General features: G+C 71.3%; 14 protein-coding genes. 10 read left to right on the top strand and 4 right to left on the bottom strand.

Annotated features, from left to right (window positions below; all coding sequences use genetic code 11):
• Nucleotides 1–25 precede the first annotated feature (25 nt).
• The 4 genes from QSK37_RS18370 (at nucleotide 26) to QSK37_RS18355 (ending at nucleotide 4,194) form a co-directional block, all read left to right on the top strand.
• Nucleotides 26–1,165, top strand: coding sequence for a L,D-transpeptidase (locus QSK37_RS18370; RefSeq protein ID WP_285622461.1), 1,140 nt, complete (start codon nucleotides 26–28; stop codon nucleotides 1,163–1,165).
• A gap of 66 nt (nucleotides 1,166–1,231) precedes the next feature.
• Entirely contained in the window at nucleotides 1,232–1,606 is a 375-nt protein-coding gene (locus tag QSK37_RS18365) for an NUDIX hydrolase (RefSeq protein ID WP_432705575.1), read from the top strand.
• Nucleotides 1,603–3,105, top strand: a complete 1,503-nt coding sequence (locus tag QSK37_RS18360) for a glycosyltransferase family 2 protein (protein WP_285622456.1) — start codon at nucleotides 1,603–1,605, stop codon at nucleotides 3,103–3,105. The genes QSK37_RS18365 and QSK37_RS18360 overlap by 4 nt, the downstream gene beginning before the upstream one ends.
• 84 nt (nucleotides 3,106–3,189) lie before the next feature.
• Nucleotides 3,190–4,194 (top strand): alpha/beta fold hydrolase, encoded by a 1,005-nt coding sequence (locus tag QSK37_RS18355; protein WP_285622454.1) that lies wholly within the window; start codon nucleotides 3,190–3,192, stop codon nucleotides 4,192–4,194.
• Between the two features lie 6 nt (nucleotides 4,195–4,200).
• Here QSK37_RS18355 and murA read toward each other — a convergent pair whose 3' ends face one another.
• Entirely contained in the window at nucleotides 4,201–5,508 is a 1,308-nt protein-coding gene (murA, locus tag QSK37_RS18350) for a UDP-N-acetylglucosamine 1-carboxyvinyltransferase (protein ID WP_285622452.1), read from the bottom strand.
• 137 nt (nucleotides 5,509–5,645) lie between these two features.
• On the opposite strand from murA, the gene QSK37_RS18345 reads away from it, so the two are divergent.
• The 3 genes from QSK37_RS18345 (at nucleotide 5,646) to QSK37_RS18335 (ending at nucleotide 7,443) form a co-directional block, all read left to right on the top strand.
• The gene (locus QSK37_RS18345) at nucleotides 5,646–6,590 is read left to right on the top strand and encodes an LLM class F420-dependent oxidoreductase (protein WP_285622451.1); all 945 of its coding nucleotides are present in this window, start codon (nucleotides 5,646–5,648) and stop codon (nucleotides 6,588–6,590) included.
• A gap of 160 nt (nucleotides 6,591–6,750) precedes the next feature.
• Complete coding sequence (locus QSK37_RS18340) at nucleotides 6,751–6,930, top strand: hypothetical protein (RefSeq protein ID WP_285622449.1); 180 nt, start codon at nucleotides 6,751–6,753, stop codon at nucleotides 6,928–6,930.
• A 75-nt stretch (nucleotides 6,931–7,005) separates the two neighbouring features.
• A complete protein-coding gene (locus QSK37_RS18335) occupies nucleotides 7,006–7,443 on the top strand; it encodes an HNH endonuclease (RefSeq protein WP_285622448.1) in 438 nt (145 codons plus the stop codon).
• Between the two features lie 300 nt (nucleotides 7,444–7,743).
• Here QSK37_RS18335 and QSK37_RS18330 read toward each other — a convergent pair whose 3' ends face one another.
• A complete protein-coding gene (locus QSK37_RS18330; RefSeq protein WP_285571479.1) occupies nucleotides 7,744–8,373 on the bottom strand; it encodes a LysE family translocator in 630 nt (209 codons plus the stop codon).
• A gap of 128 nt (nucleotides 8,374–8,501) precedes the next feature.
• On the opposite strand from QSK37_RS18330, the gene QSK37_RS18325 reads away from it, so the two are divergent.
• A complete protein-coding gene (locus tag QSK37_RS18325) occupies nucleotides 8,502–9,374 on the top strand; it encodes an alpha/beta fold hydrolase (RefSeq protein WP_285622445.1) in 873 nt (290 codons plus the stop codon).
• Between the two features lie 93 nt (nucleotides 9,375–9,467).
• Nucleotides 9,468–9,842 carry an ACT domain-containing protein gene (locus QSK37_RS18320; protein WP_285571475.1) on the top strand — a complete coding sequence of 125 codons (375 nt, stop codon included), beginning with the start codon at nucleotides 9,468–9,470 and terminating at the stop codon, nucleotides 9,840–9,842.
• A 78-nt stretch (nucleotides 9,843–9,920) separates the two neighbouring features.
• On the opposite strand, the gene QSK37_RS18315 is transcribed toward QSK37_RS18320, so the two are convergent.
• Together QSK37_RS18315 and QSK37_RS18310 are read right to left on the bottom strand one after the other, a co-directional pair.
• Nucleotides 9,921–11,567 (bottom strand): beta-N-acetylhexosaminidase, encoded by a 1,647-nt coding sequence (locus QSK37_RS18315; protein ID WP_285622443.1) that lies wholly within the window; start codon nucleotides 11,565–11,567, stop codon nucleotides 9,921–9,923.
• A 77-nt stretch (nucleotides 11,568–11,644) separates the two neighbouring features.
• Entirely contained in the window at nucleotides 11,645–12,064 is a 420-nt protein-coding gene (locus QSK37_RS18310) for a hypothetical protein (protein ID WP_285622441.1), read from the bottom strand.
• A gap of 346 nt (nucleotides 12,065–12,410) precedes the next feature.
• Here QSK37_RS18310 and QSK37_RS18305 point away from each other — a divergent pair, with 346 nt between their 5' ends.
• Complete coding sequence (locus QSK37_RS18305; RefSeq protein ID WP_285622439.1) at nucleotides 12,411–14,333, top strand: beta-galactosidase; 1,923 nt, start codon at nucleotides 12,411–12,413, stop codon at nucleotides 14,331–14,333.
• Nucleotides 14,334–14,346: the final 13 nt, after the last annotated feature.

Raw genomic sequence — 14,346 nt, 5'->3', positions numbered from 1 at the left:
TCCAGAGGATATGAGGGTTTCTGTGGTGCTCAAAGGCGTAGTGACGAGTGCGGCCGCGGTCCTGGTGACCGCGGGATGCGGTCTCGTCGGCGGCCACGAGCAGGCCGCGAAGGTCTCCATCACCCCTGCGAACGGCACGTCCGGCAGCCGTCCCGACCTCCCGATCGTCGTCACGGCCTCCACGGGCCGGCTGGGCGACGTCGCCGTCCAGGGCGGGGGAGCGCGCATCACCGGCGCGTTCGACGCCGCACACCGGCAGTGGAGGTCGAGCCGTACCCTCACCCCCGCCACCAGGTACACCGTCCGGGCGACGGCGAAGGCCGGCGGGAAGACCACCACGGCCACCAGCGCGTTCCAGACGCTCACCCCGAAACAGACGTTCTCCGTCGCCGACATCACCCCGATGCCGAACGAGACGATCGGCGTCGGCATGCCGCTCATCGTCAAGTTCAGCCGCCCCGTGTACAACCAGGCGGACGTCGAGCGCGCGCTCCACGTCACCTCCGACAAGCCCGCCGAGGGCGCGTGGCGGTGGTTCGGCCGCCAGGAGGTCGTCTACCGCACCAAGGAGTACTGGCAGCCGCACCAGACCGTGCGCCTGACTGCCGACATGGCCGGCATACGCGGCGCCAAGGACACCTACGGCACCAAGGACTACGCCCGGTCCTTCACGATCGGCGACTCCCACATCAGCGACGTCGACGTCCGGTCACACCGCATGACCGTCCAGGTCGACGGCAAGACGGTGAAGACCACGCCGATCAGCGCGGGCAAGGGCGGCCAGCGCAAGTACACGACGACGAACGGCGTCCACGCCGTCATGGGCAAGCACAGCCCGGTCACCATGACGTCCGGCTGGGAGGGCGTCACGGACAAGAGCGACCCCAACTACTACAGCCTCACCGTCTACCAGGCCGTGCAGATCTCCTCCAGTGGCGAGTACGTCCACTCCGCGCCCTGGTCGGTCGGTTCACAGGGGCGCGAGAACGTCAGCCACGGATGTGTGAACGCCCCGCCCGCGTTCGCCAAGTGGTTCTACGGCCTGTCCCGCCGCGGCGACATCGTCAAGGTCAGCGGCACGGACCGCGAACTGGAGCCGACCAACGGCTTCGGCTACTGGCAGCTCTCTTGGACCGACTGGCTGAAGGGCAGCGCACTGCACTGACCCGAGTTCACCGCGCCGCCCGTACCGGGCGGCGCCCGATATGGAACCACTGGCAGGATGGATCTTGTGCTTGACGTTGTTGGCTGGGTGCATGTCTCGGACGGACGGCTCCTGGCCGTACGGGCACGCGCGCGTGACCGGCTGTACCTCCCCGGAGGCAAACGCGAACCCGGTGAGGACGACTGGACCGCGCTGTCCCGCGAGGTCCGCGAAGAACTCGGTGTGCACCTCGACCCGGAGAGCTTTCACGGCATCGGCGTGGTGGAGGCGCCGGCGCACGACCAGCCGGCCGGCACGCGCGTCCGCATGGCCTGTTACACCGCCGGGTACCACGGCGAGTTCACCGCGACGGGGGAGGTCGACGAGTGGATGTTCGTCGGCCCCGACGAGCGTCACCGGCTCGCCCCGGCCGTCCAGGCGGCGCTGGAGCTGACGCGGTGAAGGTCAGCGTCATCATCCCGGTCTACAACACGGGCGAGGACATCTCCCGCTGCGCGGAGTCGGTGCTGGCCCAGACGATGGACGACTACGAGGTGATCTTCGTCGACGACGGGTCGAGCGACGGCACCGAGAAGCGTCTCGACGAGCTCGCCGCCGAACACGACCGGATCCAGGTCATCCACCTGCCGCCCAGCGGCGGCCCCGGCGGCCCGCGCAACGCCGGCATCGACGCCGCCCGCGGCGAGTACGTCTACTTCCTCGACGACGACGACTGGCTCGGGGAGGAGGCGCTGGAGCGCATGCACGCCATGGCGCTCCGCAACGACGCCGACATCGTCATCGGGAAGATGGTCGGCCACGGCCGCCGCGTGCCCCGGCTCATGTTCCGGACCGACCGCGACCGTGCCGACGTCCTCGAGGACAACCTCCTGGGCATCCTCACCCCGCACAAGCTGTTCCGCCGCTCGTTCCTGGCCCGGCACGGGATCCGGTTCCCCGAGGGCCCGGTGCGGCTGGAGGACCACCGGTTCGTGCTGCGGGCCTACTTCAACGCCGGCACGATCTCGGTGGTCGGCGACTACCCCTGCTGCCACTGGGTGAAGCGGCCCGGCAGCTACTCCCGCGCCCTGCCCGAACCGGCGCACTACCACGCCATGCTGCGCGAGGTGCTCGACATCGTCGACGAGCACGTGCCACCCGGGCCCGTACGCGACCGGTACTACGCGCACTGGTACCGGGGCAAGCTCCTCAAGCGGTTCGGCGAGAACGGCTTCCTGGACGCCCCGGCCGACTACCGCCGGGCGTACTACGACGAGGCGGTGCGTCTCACCGGCGAACGGTTCGGCGCCGGCGTCGACGAGTGGCTTCCCGCGCGCTTCCGCGTGCGGTCGGAGCTGCTGCGCGCCGACCGCCACGACGAGCTATTCGACCTCGTGCGGGCCGAGCGCGACATGCGGCTCGACGCGGTGCTGGACGGCGTACGCTGGCGCGGCGACCGGCTCGCGGTGCGCTTCACCGCGCGTTTCGTCTACGCGGACGGCGAACCGCTGGCGTTCCGCGACGGCCGCTGGGACCCCCGGGTGCCGGTCGGCGCCCGCCCGGAGGCGTTCGCGCTCGACGACCGCCCGTGGCGGCTCGACCTGTACATCCGCCGGCGCGGCGACAGCGCCGACCTGCCGCTGGCGATCAGCACGGAGCACCTGAGCGACGGCGCGATGACCGGCGAGGCCCTGGTCGACACGCGGGCGCTGCCGTGGCTGCCGGACGACGTGTGGGACCTCTTCGCGCGGATCGACGGGGGCGGCTGGACGTACGAGCGGCGCCTGCGCGGGTACGCCGAGCAGGTGCCCGCGCGTGGACGGCTCGAACCGTACCGGACGGTCAACGGCAACCTCAGCGTCCGCGTGCACGCCGCCAAGGCGCCGTCCAAGAGCCCGTTCCGGCGTGCGGTGCGTTGGCTGCCGGGCGCCCGGCTGGGCGGCCGCCGTACACGGGCCTGAGAGCACCGCCCTCGCCCGCCGACGGCGGGCGAGGGCCTCGCGCCCAGGCGGAATAAGCGCCGCTCCGGGCGGTTCCGATCAGGTGTGACCGACCACGAGATCTTCGAGTTGGGCGACCTGGCCCTCCAGCGCGGCGGTACGCTGCCCGGCGCACGGCTCGCGTACGCGACCTACGGTGTGCCGGGCCGCGCCGCGATCCTGTTTCCGACCTGGTTCGCCGGCACGCACGAGGCCAACGAGTGGCTGATCGGTCCGGGCCGGGCCCTGGACACCGACCGCTACTTCGTCATCGCGCCGAACCTGTTCGGCAACGGCCTGTCCAGCTCGCCGAGCAACACCCCGCCGCCCTTCGACCGGGCGCGGTTCCCCCAGGTCACGATGGCGGACAACGTCGCGGCCCAGTATCGCCTGGTGACCGAGCACCTCGGCGTCGACCGGCTCGCCCTCGTGCTCGGCGCCTCGATGGGCGCCGGGCAGGCCTACCAGTGGGCGGTCGGCCACCCGGAGATGGTCGAGCGTCTCGCGTCGATCACCGGCTCATCGCACACCAGCCCGCACAACCAGGTGTTCCTCGAAGGCCTGCGAGCCGCGCTCACCGCCGACTCCGCGTACGCGGGAGGCGACTACACCGAGCAGCCGCGAGCGGGCCTGCGCGCCTTCTCCCGCGTCTACGCCGGCTGGGGCCTGTCCCAGGCCTTCTACTGGGAGCGCGTGCACGAGCGGCTCGGCTTCGCCACGCTGGAGGACTTCATCACCGGCGTCTGGGAGGCCAACTTCGCCGGCTGGGACGCCAACGATCTTCTCGCGATGATGTGGACCTGGCAGCACGCCGACGTGGGCCGGACCCCGGGCTTCGACGGGGACACCGTGGCGGCGCTCGCCTCCGTCAAGGCACGGGCGCTGCTGCTGCCGTCGCGGAAGGACCTCTACTTCCCGCCCGAGGACGAGGAGTGGAGCGCCCGGCACCTGCCGGACGCCGAGGTGCGCGTCATCCCCGGCATCTGGGGCCACCTCGCGGGCGGCGGCGCCGACCCGGAGGCCGCCGCCTTCGTCGACGCGGCCCTGCGCGACCTCCTGGCGACCGGCTAAGTGCGCTCAGGCGTTCTCGCGGGTGAGCGTCAGGCCCAGAGAGGCGAACTGCTCGGCCGGACGGTGGTAGCCGCGTTCGATGTGGTGGACCCCGCGCAGGGTCGACGGGCCGTCGGCCGCCGCCGCGGCCAGGACCGCGGAGAAGCCCGCGCGGACGTCCGGCATCGTCACGTCCGCGCCTCTCAGCTTGGACACGCCGCGGACCACGGCGGAGTGGACCGAGTTGCTGTCGTGGAACCGGCAGGCCGGGCCGCCGAGGCAGGCGTTGAAGACCTCGATCTCACAGCCCATCTTCTTCAGCGCCGGGACGTACACCAGGCGATTCTCGAACACCGTCTCGTGCAGCACCGACATGCCCTCCGCCTGGGTGAACAGCACCATCAGCGGCTGTTGCCAGTCGGTCATGTACCCGGGGTGCGTGTCGGTGTGGACCGCCGCCGGGCGCAGGCCGTCGGGGGCCGACGCGGTGATCCAGTCGTCGGTGATCTCGAAGCGGGCGCCCATCCGGGCGAGCGTGGTGATGGCGGTGACCAGGCGGTCCTGCGAGCAGCCGTGCACGCGGACCTCGCCGCCCGTGATCAGGCCCGCCACCAGGTAGGAGAACGCCTCAAGGCGGTCGCCGGCGAGGCGTGTCGACGCGCCCTTGAGCCGGGGCACGCCCTCGATGACGATGCGGCGATCCGGGCTCAGCTCGATCTGGGCGCCCATGCGCTGCAGGAACAGCGCCAGCTCCACGACCTCCGGCTCCATGGCGGCGCCGCGCAGCACGGTCTTGCCCTCGGCGAGCACGGCCGACATCAGCACCGTCTCGGTGGCGCCGACGCTGGGGTAGGGCAGGTCGATGCGAGCGCCGTGCAGCCGGGTGGCGCGCGCGGAGATGCCGGTCTCGCCGACCTCGACCTCGGCGCCCATGGCCCGCAGCGCCTCGACGTGGAAGTCGACCGGCCGGCGGCCGATCGGGTCGCCGCCCACGAGCGGCACGAACGCCTCGCCGGTCAGGTGCAGCAGGGGGCCCACCATCAGGATCGGAATCCGGTTCAGACCGGTGAACGCCTCCGGCACCCGGGGCTCGGCCACCGGGCCCGGCGCGATGCGGATCTGCGACCCGTCACGCGTGACGGCGTGCCCGAGCGCCTGGAGCATCGCCCCGGTGATCTCGACGTCACCGACCTCCGGCGCGTTGCGGATCGTGCTCTCGCCCTCGCCCAGCATGGCCGCGACCATGTGCTTCGTGACGGCGTTCTTCGAGCCCCGCACGTGGATGTCGCCACGCAGCGGACCGGACGGTTCTACCTTCCACACCTCTTCAGCCACGCCGACCACTCTAAACGCGCCGGTGAGCGGTGGTACCTCCGGTGCCAGCAAAGCCGGAGAGTTGCGGCAATACGGTATGAACCGGACGCATCTTACATCCGGCACGACCTGCGGCCCGCTTCTGCTTCGATGGACGCATGGACATCAGCGCCGTTGTCGGAATGTGGCTCGATCGTCCCCCGGAGGAGGCGCTGCACACCGCCGTGCTCGCCGACCGCCTGGGGTTCGGCGAACTCTGGATCGGGGAGACGGGCACCTGGGACGCCTTCGCGCTGGCGACGGCGGTCGGACTGGCCACCGACGCCATCGCGCTGACCGTCGGCCCGGTGCCGGTGGCCGTACGGGACCCGGCCATGATCGCGATGGGCGCCGCGTCGGTGACCGCGCTCACGCGGCGGCGGGTCGGCGTGGCACTGGGCACCTCCAACCCCACGCTCGTCGAGGACTGGCACGGCCGCTCACGCTCCGGCGCCGCCGGCACTCTGGAGGAGAGCGTACGGGCGGTGGCCACGCTGCTGGGCGGCGGTCGGACGAACGGCGAGAGCGGCTTCCGGCTCCGCCTGGCCCCGCCGGAGGGCCCGCTCACGGTGGCGGCGCTCGGCGACCGCGCGATCGCGACCGCCGCCGCGCACGCCGACCGGATGGTGATCAACCTCGTCACGCCGCAGCAGGCCGCCGATCTGAAGGAGAAGCTGGACACCGCGGCCAGGAAGGCGGGCCGCCCGACGCCACGGCTGGCCGCCTGGATGCCGGCGGCGGTCGACCCGGTGCCGGAGTCGTACGCCCAGCTGATCTGGGGCCTGGTGCCGTACCTGAGCGTCCCCGGCTACTCCGCCAACCTCGCCGCCGCCGGGTTCTCCGACGCGGTCGCACTCGCGCGCGCCGGCACCGCGCCGCGCGACCTGCTCACCGCGCTGCCGCTGGAACTGGCCGGCACGATCGGGCTGGCGGGCGACACCGCCGCCGTACGCTCGCGGCTGGCGGCCTACGCCGACGCGGGCGTCGATGAGGTCGCGGTGGTCCCGGTCACCGGCGGCGACCCGGGCGGGGAGCGTACGTTGAGCGCGCTACGGAAACTCTGAACGAGCCCCCTGACACGTCGTTCCCGGGGCGAACGGCCGGTGCCGGACGGCACCGGCCGTTCGCCTTTTAGGCAGCCCGCTTTTACGGAAAAGGCGTTGCCCGTACTTGTGTGAGTGATTCATGCTGTTCGGGAATCCGGACGGCGGAAAGGAGGGCACCGTGTCGCAGCACATCGACGGCGCGCCGGACACCCCGGGCGACGCGCCGATCACGCCCCAGTGGCGGTCACGCCTGCTCACCTCGACGCCGGGCCGTGCCGGCGAACCCGGCGAGGGCGGTCCGGAGCGACTGACCCGGCATGAGCGAATTCCGGAAGAAGGCCGCCGGCGGGGGCGTTAGCCGTCCCCGCTGTCACGCCGTTTCCGGAATGAGGAGACGGCGTTGTTTGTTTTTCGCGGTGAAATGGGGAGCCCGGTGAACGTACTGGTTCTGAACGCCTCGTACGAGCCGCTGCACAAGGTCGACGTGCGGCACGCCGTACGCATGCTGGTGCGCGGTGTCGCCGTCGTCGAAGAGGCGGTGGAGGGCCGGCGCATCGGGCACTTCCCGCTGCCTCGGGTGCTGCGCCTGGTCCGCTACGTCACGATGCGCTGGCGGTACGGCCGGGGCCCGGCGTGGACCAAGCACGGCCTGCGCCGCCGCGACGGCGGACGCTGCGGCTACTGCGACGCACGGGCCGACACGGTCGACCACATCGTGCCGCGTTCGCGCGGCGGCGCGACGAGCTGGGAGAACACCGTCCTCGCGTGCGGACCGTGTAACGGCCGCAAGGGTGACCGCACGCCGGCCGAGGCGGGGATGCGGCTCCTGATCGTGCCACGGGTGCCCCGCTGGAACGAGCTGGTCGGCTGAGACCCGCCCGGGCGGACCCCCGGGAAAGACGATGTCGCATGAGAGGGAGGTGTTTCCCTCTCATGCGACGATGGGGATTGACGCGGCGATCCTGCCGGGCCACCTGCCGTCGCGATGCGCTCCGTCAGGTGATCCGCACGGAACCGCGGCAGGTCCGGGTGCTGCCCATGAAGACCTCCGGCGTTCGGCGTGCTCTACTTCCCCGAACACTAGGACGGCGCGCTTACCGATCACTGACCTCAGGGTCAGGCTCGCGGTTTCCGGGTGAAGCGCCGCGCCGTGGACCGCAGGGGCGGCCCGTCAGCCGTGCTCGAAGGCCACGCGGGCACTGATCGCGAGCAGGGCGCAGCCGGCCACGCCGTCGAGCACCCGGCGCGAGCGGCGGCCGCTCAACAGCCGGGAGATCGGGCCGATGGCCAGGGAGAACGTCCGCCACCACAGCACGGCGGTGCCGAGGAAGACCAGCGCGAGCGTGGCGGTCGTGCGCAGGCGCGGCTCGCCGTCGGCGACGAACTGGGGGAGCAGGGTGAGGAAGAGCAGCGCGATCTTGGGGTTGAGGAGGTTCGTCACCAGCCCCTGCCGGAACGCCGCGCCGGTACGGCCCGCGGGGTGCACGCGCGTCTCCTCCGTCGGCGCGTCCCCCGACATGATCGCCGAGATCAGCAGCCGGACGCCGAGGTAGGCCAGATAGGCGGCGCCGGCGAGCTTGACCGCCGCGTACGCGGTCGCCGAGGCGGCCAGGATCGCCGAGAGCCCGAGAACCGCGGCGGTGGCGTGCACCGCGATGCCCAGGCAGCAACCGAGGCCGGTGAGCCAGGCCCCGCGCACTCCCGCGCTGAGCCCGTTGCGGACCACCAGCAGCATGTCGGGACCGGGCGTGACGGTGAGGACCGCGACGACACCGAGAAACGGCAGGAGCAGATCGGGCACTGCGTCATGTTAGCCACGAAGCGGGCGGCTTCGCGGCCGGTACGAGGAGCCCGGCGCCCGGACGTCAGGGGGCATCAGTGTCGGCCGGGCCGTCGTGAGTGTCGTACCCGCGGACTAGCTTGAGGGAAATGTTCGAGGGTTTCGACGAGTTCGACATCGCGACGTCGCAGACGACGATCCATGGTGTCCGGGGCGGGTCCGGGCCGCCGGTCCTGCTGCTGCACGGCATTCCCGAGTCGCACCTGATGTGGCACCGCATCGCGCCGGCCCTGGCCGAGCGGTTCACCGTCGTCGCGACCGACCTACGCGGCTACGGCGCGAGCGGTAAGCCGCCCAGCAGCCCTGATCACGAGCCCTACCGGATGCGGACGATCGCCGCCGACCAGGTCCAGGTGATGGCGGCGCTGGGCTTCGACCGGTTCGCGGTGGTCGGCCACGACCGCGGCGCCCGGTGTGCCTACCGGATGGCACTCGATCACCCGGCCGCGGTCAGCCACCTGGCGGTGCTGGACATCGTGCCGACCGGTGAGGCCTACACCCGCGCCGACGCCGACTTCAGCCTCGGCTTCTGGGTGTGGTCGTTCCTGGCGGCTCCAGAGCCGATACCGGAGAAGATGATCGCGGCGGCGCCGCAGGTACTGGTCGACCACATGCTCGACGCCTGGTCCCGGGTGCCCGGCGTGTTCCCCGAGCGGGTACGAGCCGCCTACACCGCGGCCTTCGCCGATCCGGAGACGGTTCATGCCATCTGCGAGCAATACCGCGCGGCCGCCACCCTGGACGTGGCCGATGACCTGGCCGACCGGGGCCATCGGAGCATCGCCTGCCCGACGTTGGTGTTGTGGAGCGCCACCGGCCCGGTCGGGCAGTGGTACGACCCGCTTGAGGTATGGAAGGCCTGGGCCCCCGACGTACGCGGCGGACCCGTCCAGGCCGGCCATTTCCTGCCAGAGGAGGCGCCTGAGGAAACCCTTCGCCACCTGCTGGAGCTACTGACATGAGATTGAGACCGCGCCGGCACCAGAGCCCGTAGATCCTCCGCCCGAAGGCGCAGCACGGTGATTCGAAGGTCCGGCCGTCGTACGCTGACGCTCATGTCCGACGTCTCTGGGCCACCGCCTCGGCAGCGGCTCCGATCGCTGAGCGGGGCCTTTCGCGTCGAGCGTGGGCGCGGCGCGGAGCCGGGGTCCGTCACCGTGTTCGTGCGGGATCCGGACGGCGTCACCGTCGTCCGTGCCGCCACCGCCGACGACCCGCCGGAAGAACTGTGGCACGGCCTGCGGGGCGTCTCGGCGCACGATCTCGACCAACCGGGGATGCTGGCCGCGCTCCTCGTACCGCTCGCGGACGCCGGTGTGCCGGTCTTCGTGGCCTCCACCTTTGACGCCGATCTCGTGTTCGTGCCGGTGGAGCGGCGCGACGCCGCCGTCGGCGCGCTCAGGGCGGCGGGCCACATCGTGGAGCCCTGACCAGGCGGCGCCCCGGCCACCGCGAGGCGCGACAGCGCCGGCGCCCCCGGTCGGGGACGGCCGGCGCTGCCGCCCCGGTCACCGCGTCGCGCTCTGCGCGTCCCAGGAGATCTCCGGGGAACGGTAGAAGTTGACGCCCATGACCGTCCAGCGCGGTCCCTGGGCGGCGAGGCGGGTCCGGTACTCGTCCCACGAACGGCCCGTCCGCGGCGACCAGCCGATCTCGGCGATGCCGGGGAGGCGGGGGAAGGCCATGTACTCCACCTCATGGATGTTGGTGAGGGTCTCGCTCCAGATCGGCGCCTCGACGCCTCGGATGTTCTGTTCGGTGACGCCGGTGAACAGCGTCGCCGGGTCCCACTGGTAGGACTTCTGCACGCTGACGTACCCGGCCCAGTGCAGGCCGTAGGGGGAGTTCGCGTCGTACTGCATGTCCAGGTACGCGTGGTTCGCCGGCGAGGTGACCAGCTGGACGCCCTTCTGCACGGCCGCCGTGGCCAGCGGGTCGGCGGCCGGTGTGTTGCCGTCGAGGATGCTCCAGTTCTGGGCCAGCGTGGCCGGGCTGCTCTGCACGTCCGCCTGGGCGATCTCGTTCCAGCCGATCATGTTCTTGCCGTGGGCGTGCACGATCGGCTGGAGCCGGTCGAGGAACGTGACGTAGTCCGCGAGCGGTGTGCTGTGCGCCTCGTCGCCGCCGACGTGTATGTACGAGCCGGGGGTCAGCTTCGCGAGCTCGCCGATCACGTCGTCGAAGAACTTGTAGGTGAGGTCCTTGTCCACGCACACCGAGCTGAAGCCGACGCTCGTGCCGGTGTAGAGCGGCGGCGCCTTGCCGTCGCAGTTCAGGTCGGCGTACGAGGCGAGGGCCGCGTTGGTGTGGCTGGGGCTGTCGATCTCCGGCACGACGGTGATGAAGTGCTGCGCCGCGTACCGCACGATGTCGGTGTACTGCTTCTGGGTGTAGTAGCCGCCCGGCCCGCCGCCGACCTCCGTGCTGCCGCCGTACGTCGCGAGCCGCGGCCACGATTTGATCGCGATACGCCAGCCCTGGTCGTCGCTGAGGTGCAGGTGCAGGACGTTGATCTTGTACATCGAGATCTCGTCGATGTACCGCTTCGCCTCCGCGACGGTGAAGAAGTGCCGTGAGACGTCGAGCATCGCGCCGCGCCAGGCGAACCGCGGGTGGTCGCTGATCGTGACGCCGGGAACGGTCCACGGTCCCCGTTGCGCGCTGTGACTCTCCACCTTGGCCGGCAGCAGCTGGCGCAGGGTCTGTACGCCGTGGAACAGCCCGGCCGCCGTCGGCGCCGCCAGCTGGACGCCGCCGCGGGACACGTTCAGCTGGTAGCCCTCGGTGCCGAGCTGCGGCAGGGCGGCCAGCCGCAGCGAGATGGCGTCGTGGACGCCGGCGCCCGAGCCCACCACGGGCAGCGGGTACCCGGTCGAGGGACGCGCCAGCCCGGCCAGGGACGCCGCCACACGGGCGACGTCGGCCGATCTCGACCCGATGACGATCTTGGTGTGCCGGGTCAGCGTGAACGACTGCCCGGGGACCGTATTCATGGACACCGGCGCCGGGACGATCCGCGGGACGGTCGTCGCGGGGTCGGCCTGCGCGGACGGCGTCACGGCGAGCCCCGCGACGAGCGAGCCGGCGAGGACCCCCGCGGCCGCGATCCGCGTACCGGGACGGGCGGGCCGGCGGCGGGTGGATCTCCACCGCACCGCTCTCTTGCTACCAGTCAACATGTCATGCCTTTCTTCGGCGGGTGACAGGACGAGGTCCGACGGGCCGCGCGGCCTCAGGGCGGCGGCGCGGTGAGATGGAGACCGAGGGAGGTCACGTACGGGACCGCCCGTGACTGTTCGACGCGGACGCGGAGGCGGCTCGTGGTGACCGGGGCCGTGAGGGTGAGGACGCGGCTGTATCCGATGGTGGTCACGGCGGTGAGGCGCCGCGGACTTTCCATGCCGAAACAGATGAAAGCGGCGATCCCATTACGCTGCCAGGCGACCTGCGCTGGCCGCGGAACGAGATGCGCGGCCTTGTCGATGATTCGCGTCGCGTCGTCGCAGGAGTCGATTCTCATGACGGAGGACGACCGTATCGGGCCGGCGCATCGGGACTCGGCGGCCTGACCGTGGGCCGCGACGAACGGCGGAGCCGCCGGCGCGATGGCGGCCATCGGCGCCACGGCGAGAGCCCTTCTGAGGTTCGTCATTCCTTCGCACTCCAATAGCCGGAACGGCCCGGATCGTGTTCTCGATCTCCGATTGAGTCAACCCTCCACGCCCGATAAGGGACCGACCACTTTCGGCCTTCGGTCGTGCGCCGACCCCGGATCGCCGGCGGTGCGGGGCTCGCCGGGCCGGGCCCGAGGGCGGTCCGGCAGGCCCCGGACCTGCCCAAGCGCGGATGGCGCCGTGCCGCCGATGGGCATGACCGAGGCCGGCGGATTGCGTGTACGTGCTCGGTTCAGGCCCAAATCGAGCATGGACAATCACCGAACCCCGTACTAGCTTCCATGGCGGCCGCACCTGCCCGATGCGTCACCAGGGAGGCAGAACGTGGAAAGACGTCACTTCCTGCAGGTCAGCACGCTGAGCGCCCTCAGCGCGATGGCGGTGACCGGCAACGCGGCCGCTGCGGCGGCGGGCGAGACGAAAGGACACACGTTCGGCTTCGCCGACGACGGCAGTGAGTTCCTGCTCGACGGGCGGCCGTTCCAGATCCGCAGCGGCGAGATGCATCCGGCGCGCATCCCCGTCCAGTACTGGCGCCATCGGATCCGCATGGCCAAGGCCATGGGCATGAACACCATCGCGCTGTACGTCATGTGGAACTACATCGAGGAACGGCCCGGCGTCTTCGACTTCCACACCGACCGCCGTGACGTGGAGGCGTTCGTCCGGCTCTGCCAGGCGGAGGGCATGTGGGTGCTGCTGCGCCCCGGCCCCTACGTGTGCGGCGAGTGGGACCTCGGTGGCATCCCGCCCTACCTGCTGCGGCACCCGGACATCAGGCTGCGCGTCAAGACCGCCGACGACCCGCGCTACATGGCGGCGGTGGCGCGGTACATCGAGCGGCTCGCGCCGCGGATCAGGCCGCTGCTCGTCGCGCGCGGCGGGCCCATCCTGATGGTCCAGATCGAGAACGAGTACGGCTCCTACGGCGACGACGCGGAGTACCTCGCCGAGCTGCGGCGCCTGTGGATCGACCACGGCGTGGACGGGCCCTTCTACACCGAGGACGGGCTCTCGCAACTGCAGCGCGATCACACCAACGTGCCGGGTGGCGCGATCGCGCTGAGCGGCGGTGACGCGTCGTCGATCGCGGCGGCGCGTGCGGCGTACCCGGCCGTGCCGGCCATGGCGGGCGAGGTGTACCCGGGCTGGCTGACCCACTGGGGCGACAGCACGTTCCAGGGTGCCGACTCCGACGTCTCCGGCACGATCAGGGACTGCATGGACGGCGGCCTGTCCTTCAACCTCTACATGATCCACGGCGGCACCAGCTTCGGCTTCTTCGCCGGGGCCAACGCCGACGACGCCTCCGGCCACTACCAGCCGGACATCACCAGCTACGACTACGAGGCGCCGATCAGCGAGCAGGGCGTGGCGACGCCGAGGTACATGAACTACCGCGACCTGATCGGGCGCTACCTGACGGCGCCTCTGCCGGCGGTGCCGGCGCCGATCCCCACGATCGGCGGGACCACGGTCGAGCCGGCGCCGTACGCCTCCGTCTGGGACAACCTGCCGGACGCGCTGCCCGCGGACCGGACGGTCGACCCGCGGCCGTTCGAGATGTACGGCCAGAACTCCGGGTTCGTCCTCTACCGCAAGAAGCTCGACGGCTACTCCGGTGGCACGCTCGACATCCGGTGGGTGCACGACTACGCCACGGTCTTCCTCGACGACACCTACGCGGGCGGCTTCTCCAGGCCGTTGATCCCCGACACCGTCGCGAGCGCCCGACACGTTACGAACGGCGACGCGCCGCTGCCGCTGCCGCCGGCCGGCCAGGTCGGTGACCATCCGCGGCTGGACATCCTCGTCGAGGGAATGGGCCGCACCAACTACGGCCATGCCCTGGTCGACCGCAAGGGGATCCTGGAATCGGTCGCGTTGCGCGACGGCGGCGCCCTGACCGGGGATCTCACCGGCTGGGAGGTGTTCCTCCTGCCGATGGACGACCGGTTCGTCGCGACCCTGAGGCCCGGTGCACGGACCCCGTCACGGCCCGGCGTCTTCTTCCGTGCCACCGTGCACCTGCGGTCCACCGGCGACACCTATCTCGACATGTCGCGCTGGAGCAAGGGCGTGGTCTGGGTCAACGGCCACAATCTCGGCAGGTACTGGGAGATCGGCCCGCAACGGCGGCTGTACTGCCCGGCACCGTGGCTCAGGCGCGGACGGAACGAGATCCTCGTCTTCGACCTGCACCAGACCGAGACGGCACCGATCACCTTCGAGCGCACCCTGCACTGACGCGCAGGACGCG

The sequence above is a fragment of the Actinoallomurus iriomotensis genome, assembly GCF_030269445.1.
Classification (GTDB): Bacteria; Actinomycetota; Actinomycetes; order Streptosporangiales; family Streptosporangiaceae; genus Actinoallomurus; species Actinoallomurus iriomotensis.
The sequence above is the reverse complement of the archived record's forward strand: the minus strand, read 5'-3'. Positions and strand labels throughout refer to the sequence as shown.

Bases quoted from the DNA above. Each gene is read 5' to 3' on its own strand.
- QSK37_RS18310 (WP_285622441.1), bottom strand. From the start codon at position 12,064: ATGACGAACCTCAGAAGGGCTCTCGCCGTGGCGCCGATGGCCGCCATC.
- QSK37_RS18325 (WP_285622445.1), top strand. From the start codon at position 8,502: ATGTTCGAGGGTTTCGACGAGTTCGACATCGCGACGTCGCAGACGACG.
- QSK37_RS18320 (WP_285571475.1), top strand. From the start codon at position 9,468: ATGTCCGACGTCTCTGGGCCACCGCCTCGGCAGCGGCTCCGATCGCTG.
- QSK37_RS18345 (WP_285622451.1), top strand. From the start codon at position 5,646: ATGGACATCAGCGCCGTTGTCGGAATGTGGCTCGATCGTCCCCCGGAG.